We start from the raw sequence: 26,995 nt of genomic DNA, 5'->3' as shown, positions 1-26,995 counted from the left end.
ATCCCCTTCAATTCTGTAGCGAACGCGCCACCAATGTTTCGAGGGTATTGAGATCCCCTGTGTTGAGATGAATGCGCAAGGTGCGCTGCCCGCGCGCGGCGAGCACGTCGAGATCGCCACGCGCCTGCGCGAGCTGGACCGTGCCGAAGCTGGCCTTGCGTCCGGGCACCGGTACGTCCGGGTTCGGCGTCCGCGTGATCTCGAGGAACACGCCGCTCTTCGGACCGCCTTTGTAGGCCTGGCCGGTCGAATGGAGGAAACGGGGGCCGAAGCCGGCGACGGTCGCGACACCCTTTGCCTCGACCACCGCCTGGCGCATCCGTGCGACGGCTGCCTCATGTTCGGCATTGCGTTCTAGATAGACGAGGAAGCCGACATAGGCGCCGGGCTCGGCGCTGGCGAAATGGTCGCGCAATATCTCGACCGGATTGGTCGCGGCGAACATGTGGTCGCCCGGTGCGGAAAAGGCCATGGCCGCATCCTGGTGGAACGGCGTTTCGGGGGCGAGTGCACCCGATTCCTCATATTTGTCGATCAACTTGCGCGTCGCGATCTTGGCATCCTCGACATCGGGCTGGTCGAACGGATCGATGCCGATCACCGCACCGGCAAAAGCGGTTGCCACTTCCCAGCGGAAGAATTCCTGCCCTATCAAATCCTTGGATGCGAGCGTGATGCGCACCATCGGCTGACCGGCGGCAACCAGGGCATCGGCCTGCTGAGTCAACCGGCTCACGTCCTCGCCGTCGAGCGTCAGCAAAGCGAACAGCCGGTCGCTTCCATAATCGGCGGCGGGAGCATCCGGCTCGACATCGACGGGCACGATTCCCTTGCCATGCTTGCCGGTCGATTCGGCGATGAGCTGTTCGAGCCAGGCGCCGATCGGCTCGAGGCCGGGGCTGGTCTGGATGGTGAGCTTGTCGCGGCCGGAAACCGCCGCCTCGCCCATGATCGCACCCAGGATCAGGCCGGGATTGGCGGTGTCGCCCTTGCACGCCTCGACCAGAGGCTGGGTCGCGGCGAAAAAGGCTTCGACGTCGATCCCCATCATCGCTGCCGGCACCATGCCGAATACCGACAGGACCGAATAACGCCCGCCGATCGCCGGATCGCCGAGGAAGATGGCGTGATAGCCATGCTCCCTGGCCAGTTTCTCGAGCTTCGATCCCGGATCGGTCACGGCAACGAAGCGGTCACCATCCTTGCCGGCCAATTCCCAGAAATAGGCGCGGAGCAGTTCGGGCTCCATCGTCGATCCCGATTTGGATGCGACGAGGAACAGGGCCTCGCTGGGATCGATCTTCGACGCGACCGTGCTGATCTGGCCTGGGTCGGTTGAATCGAGGGCGTGGACGGTCGGATAGCCGGGCGCAGCGCCGATGATCTCGGCCAGCACTTCGGGGCCGAGGCTCGATCCGCCCATGCCGAGCAGGACGACGTCCTTATGCCCGCGCGCCTTGGCGGCGATCGCCTTCAGCTGGGCGAAATCGACCTGCTTGCCTCCACCGGCAGCGAGCCAGCCGACCCATTTGGCTTCGTCGCCGTTGGTCCAGAGCGATGCGTCGGCGGCCCACAGCCGCGTACCCCATTTCTCCGCCGCCGCTGTCTTGAGCCTGGCATCGACCGCGTGGCGCAGCGGCTCGGGCAGGTCGGCGTGGAAATGGTTCATGCGCTTCAGGCCTCCGCTTTGGCTTTCTTCGCCTCGATCGCGCCGAGCAGCGTGTCGGCCGCGTCGGCGAACAGTTTGACGCCATCTTCGACCAGCTTGGCGGTGACGCCGGACAGATCGAGCCCGAGCCGGTCGGTCTCGGCCAGGACATGTTCAGCCCCCGGCACGTCCGCGGTCAGCGTCTGCTTGAGCGTGCCGTGATCCCGGAACGCGTCCATCGTCTTGGGCGGAATGGTGTTGACCGTATCGGGGCCGATCAGCGCGTCGATATAGAGCGTGTCGGGGAAGGACGGATCCTTCGTGCCCGTCGATGCCCACAGCAGACGCTGTGGCATCGCCCCTTCGGCGGCAAGCTTCTTCCACCGGTCCGACTTCACGAAGTCGAGATACCATTGGTAAGCGAGCTTGGCGTTGGCGATCGCGACCTTGCCGCGTACCGCCTTGAGCGCGTCGGCATCCTTGTCGCCGGTGGCGACACGCTCGTCGATCTTCTTGTCGATCGCGCTGTCGATGCGGCTGACGAAGAAGCTGGCGACGCTGGCGATGCGATCGATCGTCTCGCCCTTGGCGAGCCGCGCCTCGAGCCCTTCGACGAAGGCCATCGCCACGGCGATGTAGGCCTCACGCGCAAACAACAAGGTGACGTTGATGCTGATCCCGTCCTCGATCAGCTGGCGGATCGCCGGGACGCCGACCCTGGTGCCCGGCACCTTGATCATCAGGTTCGGGCGATCGACCATCTTCGAGAGCCGCCGCGCCTCGGCGATCGTCTTGTCGGTATCGTTGGCGAGATAGGGCGAGACCTCGAGGCTGACATAGCCGTCCTTGCCGTCCAGCCGGTCGAACACCGGACGCAGCGTGTCGCAGGCATCCTGGATGTCCTTGACCGCCAGCGCTTCGTAGGTTTCGACCACCGATGCGCCCGGATTGGCGGTGACGAACGCCTTGTACTGATCGTCATAGGCGGTGCCCTGGCCCATCGCCTTCTCGAAGATCGACGGGTTCGAGGTGACGCCGGTCAGGCCGTCCTCCTCGACAAGCTTCCGGAGGCCGCCTTCCTTGAGGAAGGAGCGATCGACGAAATCGAGCCAGGGTGCCTGCCCCGATTCCTGGAGCTGCTTCAACAGACTCGTCATGGGGCAGACCTTTCCGATCAGTTCGCGAGCGAACTTGACGAGATTGTCGACGGTGAAACCGAATTCGTCCTGCAGTTTCGCGGCAGGGGCGGAGGCGCCGAAGGTCGACATGGTGATGGTTTTTCCCTTCGAGCCGACATAGCGATCCCAACCGATCTCGCCGCCCATTTCGACTGCGAGACGTGCCTCGACGCCGGGGATCAGGACACTGTCCTTGTAGGCCTGATCCTGCAGTTCAAAGAGATACCAGCTCGGCATCGATACGACGCGTGCCTTGACGCCGGCTTCGGTCAGTCTCTCGTATGCCGACACCACCAGGCCGACTTCGCTGCCCGTGCCGATCAGGATGATTTCAGGCTTGTCGTCGCCGGCGAGGACATAGGCGCCCTTCAGCAGCCCTTCGGCGCTGGCATATTTGCCGCGGTCGAGCGTCGGGATCGCCTGGCGCGAGAAGACCAGGGCGGTCGGGCGGTTGTTTTTGCTCAGCGCCGCACGCCAGGCCCAGGCGACCTCGTTGGCGTCGCATGGTCGGATCATGTCGAGGCCGGGTGTGGCGCGCAGCATGGTCAGCTGCTCGATCGGCTGGTGGGTCGGCCCGTCCTCGCCGACGCCGATCGAATCGTGGGTGAAGATGAAGGTGACGCCGAGCTCCATCAGCGCCGCCAGGCGGACCGGCGGGCGCATATAATCGAGGAAGATGAAAAAGGTCGCCGAATAGGGACGCAGGTGCGACAGGGCCATGCCGTTGACCACCGAACCCATCGCATGTTCGCGCACGCCGAAGTGGAGATTGCGGCCGGCATAGCTGCCCGTCTGGAACGATCCCGCGCCTTCGATCAGGGTCTTTGTCGAGGGGGCAAGATCGGCCGAGCCGCCGACCAGCCAGGGCAGGTTGGGCGCGATCGCGTTGAGCACCTTGCCGCCGGCATCGCGGGTCGCGATGCCTTTTTGGTCGGCGGGGAAGGTCGGGATGGCGGCATCCCAGCCGTCGGGAAGCCGGTCGGCAAAGATCGCCTCGAGCTCCTTGGCCAGGGCGGGTTCGGCCTGCGCATAGCGTTCGCGCATCGCCAGCCATTCGGCACGCAGCGGCTTGCCGCGCCCGGCAATGGCGCCTCCGAAATGCTCGGGCACGCCGTCGGGAACGAGGAAGGACGAATCCTCGGGCCAGCCATAGGCTTTCTTGGTGCCGCGTATGTCATCGCCGGTCATCGCCTCGCCATGCGCCTTGGCGGTTCCGGCGATCGAGCTGCCATAGCCGATAATCGAATGGACCACGATCATCGTCGGCCTGTCGGTGGTCGCCTTGAAGCTTTCGATCGCCGCAGCGACCGCCTTGGTATCGTTGGCGTCGTCCACATGGATGACGTGCCAACCATAAGCGTCGAAGCGCTGGCCGACATCCTCGTCGAAGGCGAGATCGGTGCCGCCCTCGATCGTCACATGGTTCGAATCGTAGATCCAGCAGAGGTTGGAGAGCTTCAGGTGGCCGGCCAGGCTCGCCGCCTCGCTCGCCACGCCTTCCATCATACAGCCGTCGCCGGCGAGGCAATAGACGTCATGGTCGAAGATCGGGAAACCGTCGCGATTGTAGCGCGCCGCGAGCCAGCGCTCGGCAATCGCCATGCCGACCGAATTGCCGCAGCCCTGGCCGAGCGGGCCGGTGGTCGTCTCGACACCCGTGGTGTGGCGATATTCGGGATGACCCGGCGTCTTCGAGCCGATCTGGCGGAAATCCTTGATGTCCTGCAGGCTCACCGCCGGTTTGCCGGTCAGCCTGCCGTCCTTGTCGATCTCCTTGACTCCGGCGAGATGCAGCAGGGAGTAAAGCAGCATCGACGCATGGCCGACCGACAGGACGAAGCGGTCGCGGTTGGGCCAATCCGGCGCGTCGGGATCGGTGCGCAGGAATTGCGACCAGAGCGTATAGCCGACCGGTGCCAGGGCCATCGGCGTGCCGATATGACCCGATTTCGCGGCGTGGACCGCATCCATCGACAAGGTGCGGATCGTGTCGATCGCCAGCCTTTCCGGGCTGCCGTCCCCATGCAGGGTAGAGGCGGGGATGGTCGACATGAGAATCCTTTCGTATTGCCGTTGTCGAATCGACGTCAGGCTTTAGCGGAACCCGCACGAGAACAATCCGCGTCGCGCCATCGTGGGGAAAGCAAACCCCGGGTTCTCGCAGGAGCTTGCCGTCAACGGTAATTTCCTCTCCGTCACCTTCAAGAGACGGGTCCGTTTCGATCGTTATCTGGATGGCTCCGTCGGCGCGCCGGAGCGTCAATTCCGCTTTGTGCCAGCTTTTCGGCATTGCTGGACGTATCTGTATTTTGCCGCCAATTAAGCGAACGCCCAGAATTTCTTCAACGGCCAGCCGCCATGTCCAACCTGCGGCGCCTGTATACCAAGTCCAGCCGCCGCGGCCGAGATGGGGTGCCACACCGGCGATGTCGCCCGCGACAGCATATGGCTCGGTTCGATAATGCTCTGCGCCTTCGCGTGTCGAACTGTGCGTTATCGGGCTAATTCGGTCGAACAGTGATTTGGCCACGTCGCCGTCGCGTATCCGTGCGAACGCGATGGCGAGCCACGTTGCCGCATGGGTATATTGCCCGCCATTCTCCCGGACGCCAGGCGGATAGGCCTTGATATAGCCCGGTTCGCGCGGCGTGTGGTCGAAGGGGGGATCGAGCAGGCGTATGAGGGCATCATCGTTGCGTACTAGGTAGCGCCTGGCCGACGCGAGCGCCGTTCTGGCTCGCTCCGGATCTGCAGCATTTGAGAGAACGGACCAGGATTGAGCGATGGAATCGATGCGACATTCCTGCTCCTCGGATGTGCCCCAAGGCCTGCCGTCGTCATCAAAGGCGCGCAGATACCATTCGCCATCCCAGCCAGACTGCTCGACCGCTGCGGCGAGCGCTTCGACACGCGCTTCCCAGCGATCACGAAACTCGGTTTGCCGCTCATCGACGCAGTGCAGTGTGAAGTTCCGGATAGTTGCGATGAGGAACCAGGCCAGCCATATGCTCTCGCCGCGTCCCCGCTCACCGACCCGATCCATGCCGTCATTCCAATCCCCGGTGCCGATCAGGGGAAGGCCGTGAGCTCCGAGGCGATAGGCATGGGCAAGCGCGCGGTCGCAGTGAACGAACAGCGATTGCTTATAGTCGGTAACTTCAAATCGGGCGTAACGATCGGCCTCGCCGGCCGCGAGCGGCGGCGCCCTCAGAAATGGAATTTCTTCGTCCAGAATGGATTTGTCGCCGGTCGCCTCGACATAGTGCGCGACGGCATAAGGAAGCCAGACGAGATCGTCGGAGCAGCGGGTTCGGACCCCGCGGTCCGAAGGCGGGTGCCACCAATGGAGCACGTCGCCCTCTTCGAATTGGTGCGCAGCGGCGGCGAGGATATGTTGCCGCGTTGCGTTCGGATCGACCTGGATCTGGGCAAGGACGTCCTGGAGCTGATCGCGAAATCCGAACGCGCCGCTGGCCTGATAGAAACCGGCGCGAGCGCGCACGCGGGCACTTAGCGATTGGTGAGGCAGCCACCGGTTGACCATCAGGTCGAAGGCAGGATCGGGTGTCTTGACCTGAACCCTTTCCAACCGATCGGCCCAGTCCGCTACGCGAACCCGGGCAGCAGTCTCGATGATGGACGGCGATTGCCAATGCCGGATAAGTTGGATTGCGTGCTCGAGGTTATCACCCTGGCCGAGGATGAAACAAACTTCGACGGTTCCTTCAGGGGGGATATCGAGATGCACCTGGAGGGCGCCGCAGCAATCGTCGCCGGCAGAATCCTGGCGGTTGCCCAGATCCCAGTTGAGCAGGCCGAGCGGTCGGGCCGGGTCGGCAATAACACCGTGGAAATCGCGGCGTGAGGTAGTGAAGCTATGAACGGCCTGGGTCGTGGCAAGAAAGGCGACGCGATCGCCGAACTCGTCCGTCCAGGAATTGCGTGCGAGAATTGCATGGGAGGCCGAGTCATAGCGCGACGTCCGAAAAGGGGCTTGCTCGCCCCTCACCGCGCCCAGGAGCCATTCCGCATAGTAGGTCGCCGTGATCCGGCGCGAGCGTGGCGTTTGATTGCGTAGGCGCAGACGCACCAGTTTTACCGGATCGTCGATTGGCACGAAGGTCGACAGCTCCTGCTCCAGGCCTTCGCTGTGGCGGTGCCATATGGTCCGATCGGGACTATGATGAATGCGGCACGCGGAGCCGCCGCCCGATGGCAAGGGTGTCGGGGTCCAGAGCCGCCCGTTCTCCTCGTCGCGCAGATAGAGCCGTTCACCTTGGGGATCCTCGACGGGATCATTGAACCAGGGCGTGAGCCTGTTCTCGCCGCTGTTGATCGCCCAGGCGAAGCCAAGCCCGGCCTCAGTAACGATCGTGCCGAACGCGTCGTTGGCCAGGACATTGGACCACGGAGCCGGGGTGGGAGCGTCGGGCTCTAGGTTGATCACATAGTCGCCAGTATCAGGCGCAAAGCCGCCCCAGCCGTTGTCGAAGAGGAGATCTACGGACCGCGGCACGGGTGCGGAGGTGGCTGGCGGCACGTTGGTGCCGACTGGGGCAAACGGCGGGCCGGGGTGCGGAGGTTGATCTACCCGGGCGAGTTGGTCGGCAAGCGTGACGCCGTCGTCTTCAAGGATCAGCTTGGCGGCCTGCTCGAGGAGCGCCACGCGCTCGTGATCGGAGGAACTGACGCCCACTAGGTGGATGCCGCCATGGGTGCCAAGGCGTTCCTGCGCGCCGGCGTCTCTCAGGACTTCCAGAAGGCGCTCGCGGACGGGTTCGACGTAACCTGAGGTGCCCTCGTGGACGATCGCGAGATCGAAGAGGATGCCGCGCTGGTGGCCGAGCCAATGCGCAGCGAGAACGAAGCGGAGCATACCGGTCTGTTCCGCGGTGCCGGCGCGCAGCATCACGATGGGATGATCGCCTGAAATACCAAGCGACCAGAGATCGACCTGCCGGAAGAGCCGTTCACCTCCGGGTGCAGGGTTTGTGCGGGCAGTAAAAAGATGGGAAAGGAAGGCCTGTACCTGAGGTACGAACTGTGGCTGTAGGCTCAGGTCGTGCATCTCGCGCGCTTTTGCCGCGATGGAATCGCTAACCACCCAATCCAGCGCGGACAACGTTGCATAGCGGTCGGCTAGGTCTAGCGCCGACTGACGCGATCCCGCCGCGATCGTGACGAAAGCGAGTTCGCGGCGCCCGTGCGGCGGCAGCATGACCTTTGCCCTGATCGCGCAGATCGGATCGAGCGACCAGCCCAATGCGCCCATCGGAGGCTCCTCTTTCATCGCGGCAGGATGCGTGACGTTGCCATGGCGACCGATGAAGGCTCTTCGATCAGCCTCAAGTCCGAGCAAGGCGACTCCTTCGTCATCTCCGATTATGCGAATCAGCAAAACCGGAGGCCGCTCGTCGGGATTGCGCGGTCGGCGCGTGAACACGAGTCCATCGCCTCCGGGCAAGGTTTCAGTGCCCACGAACAGCTTGCTGAAAGCAGGATGCCGAGCGGCATCCTGGGGTGGGGCGAGCACCACCTGGACGTAGCCCGTCAGTTCGATTGTCCGGGCACGATCCTCCTCATTGACGAGCGCGATGCGTCTGATTTCGAGATCGTCGCCATGGGCAACGTTGACTAGCGTCGAGATCGACAGACCGCGCGAACGCTGACGGAATTCGACCTGATGGGCATGAAACATGACCTCCGGCGGCTCGCCGATGGCGGGGAATGGCCCCCCTGTTGCGGACCAGAAATCCCCTTGATCGAGATCATGCAGATAGAGCCAGAAGCCTGCGTGGTCATCTGCAGGTTCGATGCGGGTAAGTGCATGCTGATTCCAGCTTAGACCCCCGGCGCCGTCCGTGCGGATTCGGCTCGAAAGCCGGCCGTTGCCGAGGATGTGCCAAGCATGCTGCCCCGACGGTCGGTCTGGCGACCAACTGTGCAGTGCCGGGATGTTCCCTTCGGCGTGAGCGGGCGGGTCGCGAACCTCTACTCGTGCAGGCGGTTTCGATTTGAAGCGCGACATCCATGGGATGCGTAGCATTTCATCGAGGGTGGGGCGAGCCCCACCCTCGATGGCAAAATCTATCGGGCCTTGAGGATGTTGATCTGCTCTCCCAGAACGTCATGCGGGGTGCGATAGTTCAGGCACTTGCGAGGGGTGCTGTTGATGCGATCAGCAACGGCCTGGATTTCCTTATCCGATAGCAACGCCAGGTCTGTGTCAGACGGCAGGAAGCGCCGTATCCGGCCATTGCTGTTTTCGACGCTGCCCTTTTGCCATGGTGCCGATGGCATGCAGAAATAGCTGGTCATCGCGAGTTTCTTCTGGAGTGTCGCAAAGGCGGCAAATTCCGTTCCCCGGTCAAAGGTGATGCTCTGACGCAGGGAAGGGGGCAGCATGTGCAAGTGGTGCTGGATTCCCGACATGACGCCGGCGGAATGCCGACTGGGATTGCGGGCGAGGATAGTAAATCGGCTGCGGCGCTCGACCAGCGAGGTGAGGTTGGCTTTGCCATATTCCAACCTGAAGATCATCAGGTCGCCTTCCCAATGACCAAAGCTGCTGCGATTACCGATTTCGGAAGGGCGTTTGCCAATGGTGTTGGCCAAGGGGATATGCAGACCGCGGGGCTTACGCGCATAGCGTTGACGTCGAGATCGACGGGCAACAGGCAGAAGGCGCCACAGGCCCTGGCTGCGTCCGTCCGGTCCATAGACGAACTGGTAGATGGTCTCGTGACAGACGGCTTCACGATTACCGCGATGGCGTCGAAGATATCCTGCAATCTGCTCCGGCGACCAGGCTGCTGACAAGCGGTCGGCGATATAGGCGGCAAGCTCGGGCTTTCGGGCGATTTTGCCGCCACGCACCCGGCGCCTGTCCGCCATCGTTTGTGCGGCCGTTGGAAAATAGCCACGAAACAGCGGCTCGTCATCGAGATGCCGGTTACGTTTGAGTTCACGATAGATGGTCGAACGATGTCGCTGCAGCGCCGCTGCTATCTGCTGCACGGACCGCCCGGTTGCAGCCAGTTGGTAAACCTGTCGTCGCTCGTCCAAACCCAGATGCTGATAGCCGTTCATCATGTGCCTTCCTGGAAAAGGGATCAATCCCCTATAAATCCTAGGATTTCGCACTTCGATCTAGAATCCACCGCAATTTCTGGCGGAAGCTCCCACGGTATGCGTTCGTTGAGCAGGAGATCGACGGTGCCGACGTAAGGGTCCGCATGGAACCAGCGCACTAGCATGTTGTCGCACAGTGCATTTCCCAGCGCGGCGAGACTCATGCCATGGTGGTGCGCCATGTACGAGCGGACGATAGCGAACCGCTCGCCCGCCGGCACGCGGGCCGGCGTGAAATCGGCGGCTTCGAAGAAGCCGAACCGTCCAATTAACCTCTGCTCGGCCAGCAGCTTGAGGTTGATTGTCGCAAGTGCTGGCCGGATCATGAGCGCAAGCGCCGTTGCGTAGGGGCTCACGACGAGGTCGTGGCCGAGGCCACGTTGAAGTCCGAGGGCAGGGACGCCGAAGGCGTGATAGCGATAGACGCGATCAGACCCCATCGAGGCGAATGATGATTCGGAGATTCCCCAAGGGATTTTGTGCGATTTGCCGAAGGCGGCCTGGATGCTGACGGCTGTTCGGTCGCTCATACCAAGCAGCGTGCCGGGATCGCTGTGCAAAAAGATGTTCGGCATCAGATATTCGAACATCGAGCCATTCCAGGACAGCAGCGCAAGCCCGGCCTCCTGTTTCGTGATGGGGCGACCGAGGTGGAACCAGTGGGAAGGATCGATATCGCCCTTCGCAATGGCGAAGAAGCTGGCGAGCCGTGCTTCGCTGGCGAGGAGATCGTAGTGATGCGCGTCGATGCGGTCGGCGCTGACGTTGTAGCCGATGTGAAAGAGCCGGCTACCTTCATCAAGCAGAAGTGAAAAGTCCATCGCGTGCGCACTGACGTTGGCCCGGCGGGCAAGGCTGTCGAAGCGACCATGAAGCTCGCGCGAGACGGCCTGCCCTTCGGCGATGGCAGCCAGCATCTTGTCGACCCATTGACGGGCCGCGTCGGATAATCCGCCTTCCTTGGTCGCGCTGAGCAGGCTGATGACGTGCGCGGTGCGCGAATCGGATGGCGTCGCCGAGCCGCCAGCCATGAAATCGGCGACCTTGGCTGCGGTTTCCGCGCAGTCTGCGGGATGGTCGGTTATAACTTCCCACCACGGGCAGAAAACCTGCAAATCGCGACGTATCCCGGACACGTGATGCTCGAGCCGCTCGAGCCAGACTTGCACTTCGCGCAAGATGCCGACGTCGGCTTCGGCAACGCTCGCGGCCATCACGCCCACCTGCTCGCGCAGTCTCGGCAAGTCGGCCGAAATGAGATCGTCGATCCCCCTGAGCCATTCGCGCTCATCGTCCGAAACCCGCTTCACCGTCTCGCCCACGGTAGCCAGGATCACACCGGCCGTTGAGCCCGCTTCGGTCCCGATAGACCGGATCGCCTGGGAGAGCAGCCCGATAATATCTTCTAGGCCTTGCCAGAGCTCGCTGCCTACCGGCGGTGCCCTCCCAGCATCTCGAAGAGCCTGGGCAACGGTAATCAGGCTGACGGCAAGATTGCCGCTGTCGACCGTGGAAATGTAACGTGGCTCAAGGGGAGCGAGCGTCCTGGTATCATACCAGTTGAGAATGTGGCCGCGGTAGCGTTCGAGCCGGTCAAGCGTATCGAACGTGTCGCCAAGACGGGTAGCCAGCTCGTTGAGACCGATATGCCCAAGCCGCCACGCTGTCAGGATCGACACCATCAACATGCCGATGTTGGTAGGCGACGTTCGGTGAGCGGTGTCCTCGTCGGGCGGCTCCTGGTAGTTGTCGGGAGGCAGCCAATTGTCCTCAGGCCGGACGAAGGTTTCAAAAAAAAGCCAGGTGCGCCGAGCGACGAGTCTGAGAAATCTCCTGTCTGCTTCGGTAAGCGCCTCGATCGGTGGTCTACGCGGGCGGCTGATCCAAACCGCGATCTCGGGTGCGAAGAACCAGAGCAGCAATAGCGGCGCCGCGACAGGCATCGATCCCGGCGTATAAGCGAGTAATGCGCCGGCTATAAGCACCGCAAGAAGGGGCGAGCTCCACATGTCGCGCCACGCCGCTAATCGCGGATGGCGCGCCGCGTTTCGCGTGGCCATATGAGCGGCCGAGGTCCATTCGAGCCGCCGCCGCCCCGATTGCAGCCGCCAGATCGTGACGGCTATGGCGTGCAGCGCGATGTATGCGTCGCTGACAAGGAAGGCGATGGCTAAAATCCAGCGCCCGAGATGATCCGTGAGGCGCCGCAGGACGCGCTGCATGACACCGCGACGGCGGCCCTGAGCGAAGCCCGTTACGAGATCGGTAAAAAGATAAGCCCCGGGCGCGACGATCGCGAGCAGTGTCCAGACCCAGGGTCGACCGTGAAACAGGAACCAACCGCCTAGGAGCAAGGCAACGATGCTGGCGGGTACCAGACTGCGCCTTAGATTGTCGAAGATCTTGAGCCTGTCGAACCACCCAAGCCGATTGCGCAGCCATCGGCCGTCACGCCCTGGGACAAAGGGAAACAGCCAGGGCAGGATTTGCCAATCACCCCGCACCCAGCGGTGCCAGCGCGCGGAAAAGTCGAGATACCCGGTCGGAAAGCGCTCGTAGACAATGACGTCGCTAACGAGCGCCGCGCGCCCATGAAGCCCCTCGAACAGGTCATGGCTAAGCAAAGCATTCTCTGGGACACGGCCCTCCAGACTCCGTTCGAATGCCGCCACATCGTAGAGGCCTTTGCCCACAAACACGCCGGTGCCCAGAAGGTCCTGGTACACGTCGGAAACCGCGCGAGAGTAGATGTCGATCATAGTATCGCCGCCGTAGAGGCGAGCGAACAGGGATTGCTCGGGGCCCTCCGGCGCTAGTTCAACGCGAGGTTGAAGGATAGTGTAGCCTCGTTCCACAATGCCGGTGTCGGGGGCAAAATGAGCCCGATTGAGTGGATGGGCGAGAGTGCCGACCAGACGGCGCACCACACCACCCGGAAGTCTGGTATCTGCGTCTGCCGTCAGTACGAAGCGGCATCGCCGCAGCCTTTCCACCTTGCCGGTGGTCAAATGGAATGCAGTGGCGTCGCCGCGCAGGATATAGGCGTTGAACTGCTCCAGCTTACCGCGCTTGCGCTCCCAGCCCATCCAACAGCCCTGCGCCTCGTTGAAGAGGCGCGGTCGGTGGAGCAGATGAAAAGGTCCATTGCCCCTTGCGTCCTTGTAGCGGGCATTCAATTCTTCGATGCCTCGTACCAGCATCTGCTCGATCTCATCGTCGCCCGAAACCCTGGCGGTTGCGGCATCGGCAAGGTCGGTCAGGAGAACGAACTCCAGCGCTTCATCAGGGTTGGCTAGGCGATGCGCCTCAAGTCGCTCAAGAAGGGGAGCGATGTCGGAGGTCCGAGCGACGAGAACGGGGATTGCGATGGCCGTCGCAAAATCTCCGGGAATTCCTTTCTTGAATTCCAGCTTGGGAAGAACGCATGGAGGAACGATTTGCGTGACCATCCAATTCACAAAGGTGATGCTGAGGATGGAAGCGGGCAGCAGCGTCAGCGCGATACACAGCAGCCAGGATAAGGGAGACGGTCCGGTCGAGGACATGTATGCTGCAGGAACTGCAGAGGCCGCGATACCGGCAAACACCAGCGCGGTCGCGTAAAGCATACCCTTATGACGCAAGATGCGCCGCAGCATCGAACGGGGTGTCCAGGGGCGGGGATCGAGTGCATCCGTGAAAGCAGGCAGGCCGGCATCGATGAGCCAATAACCTACATGCCCTGAGGGGGCCTCTTCACTACTTTGACACTGCCGCAGAGCGCGCTGGGCAACCTCTCGCTCTAGGAGGCCGGATCGCGCTGCGAGCCGTTCTACCGCGTGACGATATTGGTCGCGAGTAGCGAAATCCATGCGCGGATAAATCCCTGCAGGATCACGCTTCAGAACCGCCTCGACCTGGCGGGTTCTGTCGAAGAAGTCGTTCCATTGGATAGTCGCGATCACGGCAAGATTGGCTATGCCGCGTGCCACGCACTCCGTGTTGTCGAATCCCCCGGTCGCGACGTCGGGAGAGTCCGTTAGTGCAAAAGGGGGAGCGACTTGAGGAAAAAGCTGGGTGAAACCCGTAACGATCATTTCAAGACAAACGATACGCAGCATCGTAGGAATCGCCCAGGTTTCAGCGATGCTGAGCGGCATCTTATTCTGATATCGAACGACGAATTCGACAGCCGAGGACAGCGAGACTTGCAGGTGAGACGCCAGAAGCAGAGACTGCGCGACTTGATGGGCGCGCGGTCGCCTGAGGCCGTCTTCAGCAAGACCGGGAAGTTTCGCGTAGAAGGCCTTGGGAAGACCCTCACCAATTTGCAGGATCGCGCGCTGGATCTGATAGTCGTTGTCGAGTAGCCATTCGGCTGCGGCGCTGCCGCGTTGGTCGGCTTGCGTGGCTGCCTGGCGGGCTCGAGCCAGCCAGTCCTTCATGGCGTCGAGATGCGCCCAGATGGGAAGAGGCGCTGAGCGACCGATCAATCCTGTCAGCTGATGGCGTGTGGCGGTCTCGTCGGCCGCCCCCGAAATAGGGTCGGTCCCCTCAATATCGGCCATGATCAGGCTTGGGCGGCGAGGGGTAGCCGGAGGCAATTATGCCCTACGGCGATCTGCGCTTTTCCCGAGCGGATTGTCGCAGGCGTTACGAGCATTGGTACATTGCAATGCGTCATCAGGTAGGAGGCGACCGTTCCATAGGGTACGTCGGAAACATGCCGATGGCTGTGGCCGCGCGCGGACAGGACGGCAATATCGGCCCTCTCGCGCTGAATAAGATCGCACAGCACCTCGCGTACATCCTCGCCACGGATCGAAATCGTACGCATTCGTAGACCGGACGCCGAGAGGTTGGATTTCGTTCGATCCAGGTAGCTGCGTGCTGCTTGCTCATTTCGCTCTATAAGGGCTTGTTGAAGCTTCTTGTCCTCGACTTCCAGGGGCCGTGCCTCGATCATCTCGGGCGTAGGGACGACATGGACGAGCAGGAGTTCCGCTTCCGAGGCCTTCGCAAGACGCACAGCTAGGGGCAGCACGCTCTCAGCCCAACGAGAGCCGTCAAGCGGCACCACAACCCTTCTGTAGGGCGCTGCCGGAAGCGGGGCCTCTACCGGTACGAGCAGGACCGGGGCTGGCGTCTGCATGAGCACCTTGTGCACGGTTGCCCCCATGCCCGGGCGACCGGCCTCTTGCCTGCCTCGTCTTCCCAGTACGACCATGCCGTCGTCGCACTCTCGGACAAAGCGGCAAATTTCCTCCGCGGTTTGGCCTTCGGCCAATTCGATGGAGGTTTTGGTTGGAGGTGCGCTGGTCGCGGCGGCGCATCGATCGAGGGCGCGCAGGGCTTCGCGCCGCCGGAGGTTACATTCAATCGGGTCTGGACGAGAGCGCGTCGAGCCCTCGCCGTCAAGTACTTGTAGCAGGGTAATAGGGACGTCGAGCGTTGTCGCGAGCGCACGAGCGTGTGAGTAGATCCACGCATCATGATCGGAGCAATCGATACAGGCGACAATCCCGGACTGCGGTCGGGGGGACGCCTGCGCCAGAGCTGGAAATGCTGAAGCGGCTGACATCAAATGCTCCTCTTGCCTTGGATCTCCATCGAATTCGTGGCGGCTAGGACAGCGGGAACAACCGGCATTTCGGCCTGGCGTCCCCTCCACGACTCGAACCTGCTCTGACCCTATCTGGGGGGAACGACCCGCGAAATTGTGATATATACGAATGGCGATCGGTCGGTTGACTGGGGCGCAAGAGCATCAGAACCGAAAACCGGTCGCTTGCGATTAGTACATCGGGCGGGCCTATATGCCTCCGCCTCGCCACCCGGCTTGAGCGTCCAAACCAACATGTCGGGATAGAATGAAGGTCACCGGGCCACCTTTTCCTCGTCCGGAAGCGAACTCGTCGCCCCCGTTACCGCTCATGTGGTTGCTCGCTTGCACTGCGCATGAGACGATCACAGTCATCCCAAGTTCTGCGCCGGCTGCCTTGTCCTGGGCGATCTGCGATCAGATGCCATCGCAGGCGTCCCTTCTGTCTAGCGACAAATACGCATTACCACCGGCAGATGGTCTGCATAGTCTGCCAAGGGCAACCAACGAAGCTCTCAGCGGAGTGAGTGTGGATCGGAAGGGAACAGTATGACGATCGCGCTTAACGGGTTATATCGATGCCGGCTGCTCACTTTCACACGGTGGTCGTGTTCCATCTGGGCGATTTTCGCCGCGCTCACTGTGCCAACGCTACCTTCGCCGGCCAGGGTCGTTCCCGCAGGGGAAGATACCTCGACCACCAAGCTCGCGGGTGTCTGGTCATTTGATGGCCGATCCGGCTGTAAGTCGGGGATGGCTGGGTTCTTAATCGCAACGGATCTTACAGCGAAATCCGATTGCCTGACCAGACGCCGCTTGGCGGAGGAAAGTGGTATGAACGCGGCGATACCATCTATTACTCATTGCCGCGAGTACTGACAGCGGCCGCGGGACGGCCCGACAAGCGTATGGTCATTATAGAGCGCGGCCCGCGGCGCCTGGTGGCCGTGACTAACCGCAGGGTTCGTCATGTGATGCACAAGTGTCCGGGATGATCGAATGCCTTCGATCGAGATGTGCGAAACGTTCTGGCCCAAGCCCGAAAAGGGAACAAAAACGAGAGTGGAGTTCGAAGTCATACGTCGAGCATTGCCCCCTTATTGGCATATGCGGGATTTCGATTCTTGAGTTGTTCCCACTACGTCACGGAAAACTGACCCATCATGCCTTCGTCCTCGTGCTCCAGGATATGGCAATGGAACAGGAAGGGCGCTTTTGAAGCAGGCTGGTCGAAACGGATTAATAACTCGACCGGTTCGTCCACGACGATGGTGTCACGTGGCCCCTGATCAAGAAGATCTGGTTCCTCGCCATCGCGACGTAGCACGTCGAAGTGCACTCCATGAATGTGGAAGGGATGGGCCATTTTCTGCCCGGAGACTTTCCATATCTCGACGGCGCCAAGCTCGACTTCCTCATCGATGCGATCAATATCGAATCGCCGGTGGTTGATCGTTAGCGGCTCTTCGTCGCTATCCATCATACCTCCCAGCCTCATGTTGAGCACCAGACGTCGCCGTGCGACGACCGTCGCCGGATCTGGCACCGCGCGGGACGCCAGGAGGAGCGGAAGCGTGGTGCTACCTCGCTTACTCGATGCCAAGCGCGGTGAAAATGTGAGGACAGTTTCATCCCCTGCGTTGTTTTCGCTAGCCTCGTGCCGATGCATCATGCCCATGCCATGCATCCTGAGGGTGCTTTGGTCCGGAGCCGATACCAACGAGACCGGTTTGCCATCGCTGAAGTCCACCAAGATCTCAGCCCGCTGACCGGAGGCCAGAGTGAGGGACTGCAATTCAACGGACTTTTCCAAAAGGCCGCCCTCGGTGCCGATCCAATAAAAGGCTCGTCCGTCGCTGAACGAAAGATCGTAAGTCCGGGCATTCGAACCATTTACAAGCCGCAGCCGCACTAAGCTTCTGGGAACGTCTGCTCGCGGGTTGTACGCGCCGTTTACGAGAATAACGTTGCCCCGCCTCCCGTCCAGCGCCACCATCATGCCCGCCGGTAACACCAGACGGCCATCCACGAACTGCCGATCCTGGATCAAGATTGGTAGATCGTCGACGCCGTAATCCGAAGGCAAACCGAGACCTTGCTCTTCCTCGTCGGTGACGAAGAGCAATCCCGCTAGGCCTGCATAGACCTGCTCCGCCGTTCGGCCATGTGCATGCGAATGATAAAAGAGAGTGGCCGCCGGCTGACGGATCGGCAGCGTCGGACGCCAAGTCTCGCCTGGACTAATGGTCTGGTGGGGGCTGCCGTCCAGCTCTCCCGGTACGAGCAGCCCGTGCCAGTGAACCGTGGTATCAGCAGACAGATTGTTGCTGACAGTCACCGTCACGTCGTCCCCGCGATGTACCCGCAGAGTCGGGCCGAGATAGCTTCCGTTGTATCCCATGGTGGCGCTCCGCCGCCCTGGGAAGAAAGTGGTTTCCCCTTCCTGCGCCCTCAGTCCAATTCTCTGCCCATGGTCGCGTGCATCTAACAGGCGAGGAATGGGCAGCGTGCCTGCTTGGTCCGGCGTCGCAAATCTGCGCGTGCATGCCGCCCCCAGCAGGAGGCCTCCGCCCGCCAAGACAGTTCGCCGGCTCAGAAAAGTCATTTCGAAGCCCCTCCTGAGCAATCGTGAAACTGACGCAAACGCGCTTTTCTCGATCCGATGAGATCCACCGAGGCGAAGCGCCGCTCTTCCCTTAAAGGGCGCGCGGGAGGGCAATATCCGTAATACCCGAACCGATCGCTTTTGTGCCCGCCCCCTCTGGGAAGACAAAATTGCCCTTCTAAGCTGGTTGCGGCCCTCGCCAGTTGATCAATAATCAGCCAGGCGAGCGTTCAATCACTGCGGCACCGATCCGAGCGAGCGTCTATTCCGACAATTTAGCCTGGGCCAGTCCGAGTGGCTGGTTCGGCGGTGGGCCTTGCCACGATCGCGCCGAAGAAAAAGCGGCGTGCGATTTACGTTTCGCTGTTCGCCACTGCAGCAGGCGGCGTCGCTTTCCAGTGCTCGGGCTAGGCGGAGGCTTTGATTGCCGCCGTCTTCGGTCATCCGCGCCCAGCTTTTGCTAGTAGCCGAACTAAAGCTGACATTGCAGGCTGACCGCCAGCTTCGCAAATTACGTATACTGCCACCTCCAGGCCGATACCATCTCAACGGCAAGCTCCCTGGGGAGCGAGAATCGACCGGGCATGTGTCCGGTCGAACTGAAACTCAGACTTGAAGGAATCATATTTGCGCAAGAAAGCAGCGATTATCGCTTCGCTCGCAGCCTTTGGCGTCCTTGCCGTCGGCGCCGGGCCAGTTCTCGCCGATGGGATGCCGCCGGGCATGCCCGACCTTGAACAGACGCTCAAGGCGAAGCCGGCGCCGGCTCGGTCCGACACGGCCCAGATGCAAGGCATGCGACACCGCGAAGTGCGGATGCCCGGTGAGATGATGCAGGACCATCGGATGCTACGCGGGAGATGGGGACCCAGGACGGAGCCTCCCGCATGTTGCATAGGTCGCGGGGCGGTTGCTGACCCTGCAATTAAGCCAGCTCCGACCACGAGGCGGGGTGGCCAACGACCGTGGCCTGGTTCAACCGCAGCTTTGGCCCGCGTTCTCCCACGGCGGGCCAATTGGTTTTTGCACTTCGCTGCCGGCCGCCATCAAGCGGGATCATGAATTGGCTTGACCTTGGACCATGGTCCACCCCGCACGATCCCGCGCATGCTTGTCGCGATCAAAAGCGGATTCGTAAGTTACGTATACAGACTGCGTCTCGCTAGCAGCATTGAAGCTTCGGAATTGCCGGGATCGGAACGTCGATCGGGCAACAGGACGAACACTCGGAGACCCTCAATGCGACAGACGACATTTCGCGCGGCGACCATCAGCCTCTTCGTGACGCTAACCTTCGCCGCCGGCACCGCTCTCGCCCAGTCGACGCCCGCGCCCGCGCAGACTGCGCCGGCCCATGCCCACCAGCAGGGCATGGATCATGGCGGGCAGCAGATGCACGATCAGATGATGAAGGATCATCAGGCCGGCGCGCAGAAGCAGCAGGGGAAACCGGCCCAGCAGGATCAACAGGGCATGTCGGGGATGGCCGGCATGTCCGGCGGGTCGCCTGCATCGAACGGCTCGGGCATGGCCGGTAAGGCGAAGAGTGGCTGCTGCAAGATGCCGATGAAGAAGGCCAAGCCGGCCGCGAAGAAGAAGACCGCCAAGCCCATGGCCGACAAGCCCATGGCCGACAAGCCGATGAGCGACATGTGACGTTTCCAGCCCCGATAAAACACCCCCCCCGGGGCTGAGGGCCCGCCGCCGCCCCCGCGGCGGGCCAGTTCTTTGACGATGCCCAGCGTCGCCCCGTGCTCCCGGCCTTCAAAGCCGGGTCCGAGCGTCTGACGTGACAGAGGAAACAGTGATGCGAAAACATCTTGGCGTCGGTGCTGCCGTTGGCTTTCTGCTCTTTGGCAGCACGCCGCTCCTCGCACAGGGTATCGGCCATCGCTTGTTCATGCGCGGCAAGATCGTCCGTATGGATGCGGGCGGCACAGTGGCCTGCCTGGGCAAAGCCGATGGCGCACACATCGGGCAGATACTCGACGTCTATCACGCAACGCCGCGCCACCGCCGCCTTGTCGGTCATGTCGAAGTCGACCAGATTTTCGACGACCATTACGCTCATTTCCGCGTGAGGGACGGGACGCTTCAGAAAGGCGATTGGGTGAGCCTAAAGCGCGTCCGGGCGTAACGCCAGAATTGGAATGCCAAGCGCCGCCCTCGCCAAAAGAAGAAGCGGCCGAGTAACGCCTGTCTCGGCATAATTCCGATCAGGCGTGCGCGAATAGGTTCGGGAGTCGATGAATACTCATCGGCTCCGTCGGCGTGTCTGACCCTCAAAGCCCGCGACAGCGACACCAGACTACCTTCTGCGGAACTTACTTATAGGCCGCCCGGGCAAAGAGATTACTCCGTCAGGCTATCGATAGAGATGGAGTCAGGTTATGTTCGAGAAGGCGATCGGGACCATCAATGCGGCGGCCTCCTTCCGACACCGCTATGATAATTTCATCGGAGGCCGCTGGAGCGCTCCTGCGGGCGGCGAGTATTTCGCGGACACGAGCCCGATCAATGGCGCCCAGATCGCCGAGTTCGCGCTGTCGACGCCGGAAGATGTCGAGCGCGCGCTCGATGCGGCGCACGCCGCCAGGGATCAATGGGCAAGGATCGCGCCCGCCGAGCGCGCCAGGATTCTCAATCGCGTCGCCGACCGGCTCGAGGATAATCTGGAGCTGCTGGCGCTTGCCGAGACGATCGACAACGGCAAGCCGATCCGCGAGACCCGCGCTGCCGACGTGCCGCTTGCGATCGACCATTTCCGCTACTTCGCCGGCTGCATTCGGGCGGAGGAAGGCGGCATCTCGACGATCGATGCGGACACCATCGCCTATCATTTCCGCGAGCCGCTCGGCGTCGTCGGCCAGATCATCCCGTGGAACTTCCCGCTGCTGATGGCGGCGTGGAAGATCGCCCCGGCGCTGGCGGCGGGCAACTGCACCGTCATCAAGCCCGCATCCCAGACGCCGCTCACCTTGCTGATGTTCGCCGAGCTCACCGCCGACATCCTGCCGCCCGGCGTGCTCAATGTCGTCACCGGCCCGGGACGGACCGTCGGCCAGGCGATCGCCGCCAATCCGCGCATCGCCAAGGTCTCGTTCACCGGCGAGACCGTCACCGGCAAGCAGATCATGCACGCGGCTGCCGACCATCTGATCCCCCAGACGATGGAGCTTGGCGGCAAGTCGCCCAACATCTTCATGGCGGACGTGCTCGACGAGGACGATGCCTTCTTCGACAAGGCGCTCGAAGGCTTTACTTTGTTCGCGTTCAACAAGGGCGAGGTCTGCACCTGCCCGTCGCGCGCGCTGATCCATGAGTCGATCTTCGACCGCTTCATCGAGCGCGCCGTGGCGCGCGTCGCCGCGATCCGCCAGGGCGATCCGCTCGACCCCTCGGTCCAGGTCGGCGCGCAGGCGTCGGAGGACCAGCTCCACAAGATCCTGGGCTATATCGATATCGGCAAGGCCGAGGGCGCGCAGTGTCTGGTCGGTGGCGCCAGGGCGCTGCCGGGCGGTGCGCTGGACCAGGGCTATTTCGTGCAGCCGACCGTGTTCGTGGGTCAGAACCACATGCGCATCTTCCAGGAGGAGATCTTCGGTCCCGTCCTGTCGGTCACCACGTTCAAGACGGTCGAGGAGGCGATCGCACTTGCCAACGACACCGCCTACGGTCTTGGCGCGGGCGTCTGGACCCGGAGCGGCAACACCGCCTACCGGCTCGGCCGCGCGATCGAGGCCGGACGGGTCTGGACCAACTGCTATCATCAGTACCCCGCCCATGCCGCCTTCGGCGGATACAAGGCGTCGGGCTTCGGGCGTGAAAATCACCGGATGATGCTCGACCATTATCAGCAGACCAAGAACCTGCTCGTCTCCTATGACGAGCACGCGCTCGGCCTGTTCTGACCCCTCGCTCAAAAGGAGAAACGGACATGGCGAAAACCATGAAGGCGGCGGTCGTCCGCGAATTCGGCAAGCCCCTGGTCATCGAGGAGGCGCCGATCCCGACGGTCGGCCCCGGGCAGATCCTGGTCAAGATTGCGGCAACCGGCGTGTGCCATACCGACCTGCACGCGGCAGAAGGAGACTGGCCGGTCAAGCCCAACCCGCCCTTCATTCCCGGCCATGAAGCGTCGGGCATGTCGCCGCCGTCGGTGCGGGCGTCACCCATGTGAAGGAAGGCGACCGGGTCGGCGTGCCCTGGCTCTACACCGCCTGCGGGCACTGCGTGCATTGCCTGGGTGGCTGGGAGACGCTTTGCCACGAACAGCAGAACACCGGCTATTCGGTCAATGGCAGCTTTGCCGAATATGTCCTGGCTGATCCCAACTATGTTGGTCACCTTCCCGACAATGTCGACTTCCTCGACATTGCGCCGATCCTCTGCGCGGGCGTCACCGTCTACAAGGGACTGAAGGCCACCGAGGCCCGGCCCGGCGAGTGGGTGGTCGTCTCCGGCATTGGCGGGCTCGGCCACATGGCGGTGCAATATGCCCGAGCCATGGGTCTCAATGTGGCCGCGGTCGACATCGACGACAGCAAGCTCGACCTCGCCACACGCCTTGGCGCCACACTGACGGTCAACGCGCGCAACGAGGACCCTTCGGCAGCGCTCAAGAAAGCCATTGGCGGCGCGCACGGGGCGCTCGTCACCGCCGTTTCGCCCAAGGCGTTCCAGCAGGCGCTCGGCATGGTCCGGCGCGGCGGCACGGTCGCGCTCAACGGCCTGCCGCCGGGCGACTTCCCGCTGTCGATCTTCGACACCGTGCTGAACGGCATTACCGTGCGCGGCTCGATCGTCGGCACGCGGCTCGATCTGCTCGAGGCACTGGCGTTCGCCGGCGAGGGCAAGGTCAAGGCCACGGTCCATGCGGACAGGCTCGAGAACATCAACGACGTCTTCTCGCGCATGCACCATGGCGATATCGAGGGCAGGATCGTCATCGATATGGAGCGGTAAGATCCAGGGGGCGCCTCTTCATGCAAGGCTGAACCAGCCTGGCGCACCCTCGCGGCTGTGGGAACCGCACAGCCGCGGATCTTACCGGCTCCTGGCGCTGCCGCGCATAGGGTCAGATTGCCTATGGGTAGGGACGAGGGGTGTTTGCCTTCATCCGGCCCGGCGACGGCACGACCGGGGTCTTGCCCGGCCGTCGAATGAAGGCTGGGCCGATGGATGGGCGGGCTCCATCGCTCGTGATGCGTGGGACCGCTTGTTATCTGTCCGCGTCGAGGAGGCACGGCCCGCAGCCTTCGCCAGCTAAAATATCTTGCGGATTGCGCATCTGGCACTCGGCCAGCGAAAGGCATCCACAGCCGATGCAATGGTCAAGCTGATCACGCAGTTGAACCAGGCTGACAATGCGCTGATCGAGGTCGGAGCGCCACGCTTCACGAAGGTCTCGCCAGGCGCTTTGATCGACCGGTCCGTGTGGCAGCTTGCCCAGATGCTGCTTGATGAAGGCGAGCGATAGCCCGGCCCGCTGGCCCAGGCGGATAATCGCAATCCGTCGCAAGACCGTGCGTTCGTATCGCCGCTGGTTTCCACTCGTGCGCGTGCTTTCGATCAGGCCTTTTGCCTCATAGAAATGAAGGGTCGAAACCGCGACGCCGCTCCGCCGCGCGATATCGCCCACCGTCAGCTGCTCTGCCGGCAGTCGTTCCGGCTCAGACTGCCTGGCCATGGCGCGGCTGTTTGGCTGAACTTGCGCGCGTGCATGGCCTCGGCGATCGCTTCCGGCGAACCCGATGGGTGCGAAGAGCGTGCGTCATTGTGGATTGGCCCTGATGATGTAGGTGCATCGACGCCCGCCGCTGATGATATGCTCAGCCCTTGCAATGGAAACGCGGGGCCCAAGAGCCGAGCGAAAAACCTCGAGCTCGGCGCGGCAGAAACCGACGCAGGCCGCGGCGGCGGCGCAGATCGGGCAATGATTTTCAATGAGGACGAAAGATCCATCGGGTTCCTCGCGCCACTCGGCCATATAGCCTTCTTCGGTGCGGAGCGCGGCGAGGGCGGCCACCCTGTCGGCAAGGTCCTGCTTGCCTGCAAGTTCGCTCTGGTAGCGCGTGCGGGTCTCAGCCTCGCGCACGTCGATAATCGTCTCGAGCGCGCCTTCGCCCATATGCGTTCGAATGATGCCGAGAAGCTGGGCGGTGAGGCTCGCATGCGTATCAGGAAAGCGCGACTGCGCCGCTGACGTCAGGTCCCAGAGGAGAAGTGGGCGACCCACGCCCTTTGCCTCGCTGGATGACACGACGAGATCCTGTTCGGCGAGGCGCAGCAGCTGCTGACGCGCCGCCTCGCCGGTAATGCCGAGCTGCTTGCCGAGCGCCGCCGACGAGAGCGCACCGTGCATCTTGAGCGCCATCGGCATCGTGGTGGTGATGGGCATGCTGATCGGCACGCTCTTCACGCTCTTCGTCTTGCCGACGATCTATACCCTGCTCGCCGCCGACCATCGGCCCAAGCCGAAGCCGGACGGCAAACCCACCGTCCCGCCGCTCGAAGGAGGGCTGGCCCATGCGTAAATTCCCTCATGTCCTCGCGCCGCTGGCCGGGCTGGCGCTCTCTGCCTGCGCGGTGGGACCGGATTACCGGCCGCCCGCGCCGCCTTCGGCCGCTGCGGGAGCCTTCGTCACCACCGCGCCCCGGATCGATGCGGCCGCCGCGCTGCCCGACGACTGGTGGAAGCTCTATGAGGATCCGGCACTCGACGCATTGGTCACACAAGCGTTTGTTGCCAACACCGACCTGCGTGTCGCGTCCGCCAATCTCGCCAAGGCGCGCGCGGTGCTGAGCGAGGCGCGGGCGGGGCGGCTGCCCTCCACCACCCTCAACGGCGGCGCTCCCTATGGCGACGGCATCCAGGGAGCCGGGCAAAGCGGCTTTCCAGGCAACCTTGGCGATGCGCAATGGTCGCAGTTCGCGGGCATGTCGCTATCGTGGGAAGCCGACCTGTTCGGCCGCGTGTCCCGCGCCATCCAGGCCGCCCGCGCCGATGCCGGCGCGATCGAGGCGGCGCGCGACACGGTGCGGGTGACGGTCGCGGCCGAGACGACGCGTGCCTATCTCAACGCCTGCGCGGCCGCCTATGCGCTCGATGTCGCGCGCCAGTCCTACAAGGCGAGTGGCGACAGCTTCCGGCTTGTCTCGGAACAGGAGAAGGCGGGCTCGGTCGGCAAGCTCGACGTCGAACGCGCGGGCGCCGCGACCGCGACGGCGCGTGCGGCGATCCCGGCGCTCGAAGGCCAGCAGCAGGTGGCGCTCTTCGAACTGGCGGCGCTGCTTGGCACCACGCCCGATCAGGTGCCGGAATCTGCCCGGCGCTGTACGACCCCACCCGAACCGAAGGCGTCGATCCCCGTCGGCGATGGCGCCGCCCTGCTGCGCCGCCGACCTGACCTGCGGCAAGCCGAGCGTCAGCTTGCGGCCGATACGGCGCGCATCGGTGTGGCGACCGCCGATCTTTATCCGCGCATCAGCCTGGGCGGCTCGGGCAATTTCTTTCGCAACGACCAGGTGCGCGGTGCCAACAGCTTCTCCTTCTCGCTGGGACCGCTCATCTCCTGGAGCTTCCCCAATATCGCGGTCGCCCGCACGCGTATCCGGCAGGCGCAGGCGCAGGGCGAGGCCTCGCTCGCGGCCTTTGATGGGCGGCTTATCACTGCGCTCAAGGAGGTCGAGCAGGCGCTGACGGTGGTCACCACCGAACAGCGCAGGCTCGATGCGCTGGGCGAAGCGCAGGCCCGGGCGGAGAAGGCGTATGAATTTGCCGACCTGCGCTATCGCGCTGGCTCTGTCGCCTATCTCGACGTGCTGGTGGCGCAAAGCGAGATGCTCAACGCCCGCAGCAGCTATGCCGGCTCCATCCAGCGGCTTTCCTCGGCCCGGGTCGATCTCTTCAAGGCGCTGGGCGGGGGATGGCAGGGCATCCAAAGCGCACAGGGCCCTGTGCAAGAGCCGGCCGGGTCTGGGGACGCATCTGCCGCGACAGAGCAGGACTCCCTTCCGTTCAGGGATGCCACGAAGGCGCTACGGCACTGACCCGCTTTTCGAGCGCCATCTGAAGACACCAAGGAGACCAGGAATGAGCTTCACCCTCCCGCCCCTGCCATATCCTAAGGATGCATTTGGTGACCTGATCTCACCTGAGACGTTCGACTATCATCACGGCAAGCATCACAACGCCTATGTCGTCAAGGCGAACGAACTGGTCGCGGCCGATCCCGCGCTGCAGGGCAAGTCGCTCGTGGAATTGATCGAGCTTGCTGCTACCAATGGCCCCAGGGGGCTGTTCAATCAGGTCGGCCAGATCTGGAACCACAGTTTCTACTGGCGCGGTCTCAGCCCGCAAAAGAAGCAGCCGACCGGCCCGCTGCTCGATCTCATCACCGAGGCCTTCGGATCGGTGGACGGGCTGATCGACACGCTCAAGGCTGAGGCCGTCGGTCATTTCGGCAGCGGATGGGCCGCGCTCAACCTCAAGGACGGCAAGCTCGAGGTAACCTCCTATCACGATGCCGACACCCCTGTCGCGCATGGTGCGGCGCCCCTCTTCATCTTCGATGTCTGGGAGCACGCTTATTATGTCGACTATCGCAACGCGCGACCCGACTATGCCGACAAGATTCTGCGCAATGCGATCGACTGGGATTTTGTCGCCCTGAACCTCGACGGCCTGGGACTGACTCGAGCCGACCAAATACCAGGCGGTTGACCAGGCATCCACGCTCATCGAGCTGGTCGCGCGATGGGCGTGGGGTTCGAAAGGAGAATCAGGACGGCGAGGCCGCAGAGCCGACCGCCAACTGCGCGGCGGGGCGTCAGCCAAGCGCCCGCTTCGT

At 62.8% G+C, this 26,995-nt stretch carries 14 protein-coding genes and 4 pseudogenes; 7 read left to right on the top strand and 11 right to left on the bottom strand.

Annotation, left to right across the window (positions count from 1 at the left end):
* Nucleotides 1–7: 7 nt before the first annotated feature.
* From BF95_RS28175 to BF95_RS28165, 9 genes and pseudogenes are all read right to left on the bottom strand, one after another.
* Entirely contained in the window at nt 8–1,669 is a 1,662-nt protein-coding gene (locus tag BF95_RS28175; RefSeq protein ID WP_235209634.1) for a hypothetical protein, read from the bottom strand.
* A gap of 5 nt (nt 1,670–1,674) precedes the next feature.
* Nucleotides 1,675–2,742 (bottom strand): annotated as a pseudogene (tal, locus tag BF95_RS28170) (transaldolase); the annotation flags it as partial.
* A 78-nt stretch (nt 2,743–2,820) separates the two neighbouring features.
* Nucleotides 2,821–4,878 (bottom strand): annotated as a pseudogene (gene tkt / locus BF95_RS08105) (transketolase); the annotation flags it as partial.
* A gap of 289 nt (nt 4,879–5,167) precedes the next feature.
* Nucleotides 5,168–8,854, bottom strand: a pseudogene (locus BF95_RS08100) (GH36-type glycosyl hydrolase domain-containing protein); the annotation flags it as partial.
* A 59-nt stretch (nt 8,855–8,913) separates the two neighbouring features.
* Entirely contained in the window at nt 8,914–9,918 is a 1,005-nt protein-coding gene (locus BF95_RS08095) for an IS30 family transposase (RefSeq protein WP_043150663.1), read from the bottom strand.
* A 20-nt stretch (nt 9,919–9,938) separates the two neighbouring features.
* Nucleotides 9,939–14,504, bottom strand: a complete 4,566-nt coding sequence (locus BF95_RS08090) for a glucoamylase family protein (protein WP_235209633.1) — start codon at nt 14,502–14,504, stop codon at nt 9,939–9,941.
* A gap of 2 nt (nt 14,505–14,506) precedes the next feature.
* Nucleotides 14,507–15,517: a universal stress protein gene (locus BF95_RS26210; protein WP_081659635.1), complete on the bottom strand. Its 1,011-nt coding sequence runs from the start codon at nt 15,515–15,517 to the stop codon at nt 14,507–14,509.
* A 1,159-nt stretch (nt 15,518–16,676) separates the two neighbouring features.
* Nucleotides 16,677–18,143 carry a multicopper oxidase family protein gene (locus BF95_RS08080; RefSeq protein ID WP_009823982.1) on the bottom strand — a complete coding sequence of 489 codons (1,467 nt, stop codon included), beginning with the start codon at nt 18,141–18,143 and terminating at the stop codon, nt 16,677–16,679.
* A gap of 621 nt (nt 18,144–18,764) precedes the next feature.
* Nucleotides 18,765–18,986, bottom strand: a complete 222-nt coding sequence (locus BF95_RS28165) for a hypothetical protein (RefSeq protein ID WP_037479748.1) — start codon at nt 18,984–18,986, stop codon at nt 18,765–18,767.
* Between the two features lie 396 nt (nt 18,987–19,382).
* On the opposite strand from BF95_RS28165, the gene BF95_RS28160 reads away from it, so the two are divergent.
* The 4 genes and pseudogenes from BF95_RS28160 to adhP all read left to right on the top strand — a co-directional run bounded on the left by BF95_RS28160 (nt 19,383) and on the right by adhP (nt 23,108).
* On the top strand, nt 19,383–19,799 hold the full coding sequence (locus BF95_RS28160) for a hypothetical protein (RefSeq protein ID WP_043150657.1): 417 nt from the start codon (nt 19,383–19,385) through the stop codon (nt 19,797–19,799).
* A 151-nt stretch (nt 19,800–19,950) separates the two neighbouring features.
* The gene (locus BF95_RS08065) at nt 19,951–20,280 is read left to right on the top strand and encodes a hypothetical protein (RefSeq protein WP_043150735.1); all 330 of its coding nucleotides are present in this window, start codon (nt 19,951–19,953) and stop codon (nt 20,278–20,280) included.
* A 253-nt stretch (nt 20,281–20,533) separates the two neighbouring features.
* Nucleotides 20,534–22,054, top strand: a complete 1,521-nt coding sequence (locus tag BF95_RS08060) for an aldehyde dehydrogenase family protein (RefSeq protein ID WP_043150655.1) — start codon at nt 20,534–20,536, stop codon at nt 22,052–22,054.
* 26 nt (nt 22,055–22,080) lie between these two features.
* Nucleotides 22,081–23,108: pseudogene (adhP, locus tag BF95_RS08055) on the top strand (alcohol dehydrogenase AdhP).
* Between the two features lie 256 nt (nt 23,109–23,364).
* Here the strand turns inward: adhP and soxR are convergent.
* Nucleotides 23,365–23,832 (bottom strand): redox-sensitive transcriptional activator SoxR, encoded by a 468-nt coding sequence (gene soxR / locus BF95_RS08050; RefSeq protein WP_043150653.1) that lies wholly within the window; start codon nt 23,830–23,832, stop codon nt 23,365–23,367.
* 84 nt (nt 23,833–23,916) lie between these two features.
* Entirely contained in the window at nt 23,917–24,519 is a 603-nt protein-coding gene (locus BF95_RS08045) for a helix-turn-helix transcriptional regulator (protein ID WP_152542613.1), read from the bottom strand.
* On the opposite strand from BF95_RS08045, the gene BF95_RS28070 reads away from it, so the two are divergent.
* The 3 genes from BF95_RS28070 to BF95_RS08035 are packed head-to-tail and all read left to right on the top strand — an operon-like array spanning nt 24,509 to nt 26,868.
* Entirely contained in the window at nt 24,509–24,679 is a 171-nt protein-coding gene (locus tag BF95_RS28070; RefSeq protein ID WP_162472454.1) for a hypothetical protein, read from the top strand. The two genes, BF95_RS08045 and BF95_RS28070, sit on opposite strands and share 11 nt — an antisense overlap.
* Nucleotides 24,672–26,195 carry an efflux transporter outer membrane subunit gene (locus BF95_RS08040; protein WP_081764079.1) on the top strand — a complete coding sequence of 508 codons (1,524 nt, stop codon included), beginning with the start codon at nt 24,672–24,674 and terminating at the stop codon, nt 26,193–26,195. Before BF95_RS28070 ends, BF95_RS08040 begins: the two co-directional genes overlap by 8 nt.
* Nucleotides 26,196–26,238: 43 nt before the next feature.
* The gene (locus BF95_RS08035; protein ID WP_043150650.1) at nt 26,239–26,868 is read left to right on the top strand and encodes a superoxide dismutase; all 630 of its coding nucleotides are present in this window, start codon (nt 26,239–26,241) and stop codon (nt 26,866–26,868) included.
* Nucleotides 26,869–26,995: the final 127 nt, after the last annotated feature.

Source organism: Sphingobium sp. Ant17 (assembly GCF_000588875.1).
In the GTDB taxonomy this organism is placed as follows: Bacteria; Pseudomonadota; Alphaproteobacteria; order Sphingomonadales; family Sphingomonadaceae; genus Sphingobium.
Note: the sequence above shows the minus strand (reverse complement) of the source record. Positions and strands in the feature narration are given on the sequence as shown.

What these genes read in the sequence shown, in the direction of transcription:
- BF95_RS28175 (WP_235209634.1), bottom strand. Translation starts at nt 1,669, where the DNA reads ATGAACCATTTCCACGCCGACCTGCCCGAGCCGCTGCGCCACGCGGTC.
- BF95_RS08095 (WP_043150663.1), bottom strand. Translation starts at nt 9,918, where the DNA reads ATGATGAACGGCTATCAGCATCTGGGTTTGGACGAGCGACGACAGGTT.
- BF95_RS08090 (WP_235209633.1), bottom strand. Translation starts at nt 14,504, where the DNA reads ATGGCCGATATTGAGGGGACCGACCCTATTTCGGGGGCGGCCGACGAG.
- BF95_RS26210 (WP_081659635.1), bottom strand. Translation starts at nt 15,517, where the DNA reads ATGTCAGCCGCTTCAGCATTTCCAGCTCTGGCGCAGGCGTCCCCCCGA.
- BF95_RS08080 (WP_009823982.1), bottom strand. Translation starts at nt 18,143, where the DNA reads ATGACTTTTCTGAGCCGGCGAACTGTCTTGGCGGGCGGAGGCCTCCTG.
- BF95_RS28165 (WP_037479748.1), bottom strand. Translation starts at nt 18,986, where the DNA reads ATGGTCCTGCATCATCTCACCGGGCATCCGCACTTCGCGGTGTCGCAT.
- BF95_RS28160 (WP_043150657.1), top strand. Translation starts at nt 19,383, where the DNA reads ATGCGACAGACGACATTTCGCGCGGCGACCATCAGCCTCTTCGTGACG.
- BF95_RS08065 (WP_043150735.1), top strand. Translation starts at nt 19,951, where the DNA reads ATGCGAAAACATCTTGGCGTCGGTGCTGCCGTTGGCTTTCTGCTCTTT.
- BF95_RS08060 (WP_043150655.1), top strand. Translation starts at nt 20,534, where the DNA reads ATGTTCGAGAAGGCGATCGGGACCATCAATGCGGCGGCCTCCTTCCGA.
- soxR (WP_043150653.1), bottom strand. Translation starts at nt 23,832, where the DNA reads ATGGCCAGGCAGTCTGAGCCGGAACGACTGCCGGCAGAGCAGCTGACG.
- BF95_RS08045 (WP_152542613.1), bottom strand. Translation starts at nt 24,519, where the DNA reads ATGGCGCTCAAGATGCACGGTGCGCTCTCGTCGGCGGCGCTCGGCAAG.
- BF95_RS08040 (WP_081764079.1), top strand. Translation starts at nt 24,672, where the DNA reads ATGCGTAAATTCCCTCATGTCCTCGCGCCGCTGGCCGGGCTGGCGCTC.
- BF95_RS08035 (WP_043150650.1), top strand. Translation starts at nt 26,239, where the DNA reads ATGAGCTTCACCCTCCCGCCCCTGCCATATCCTAAGGATGCATTTGGT.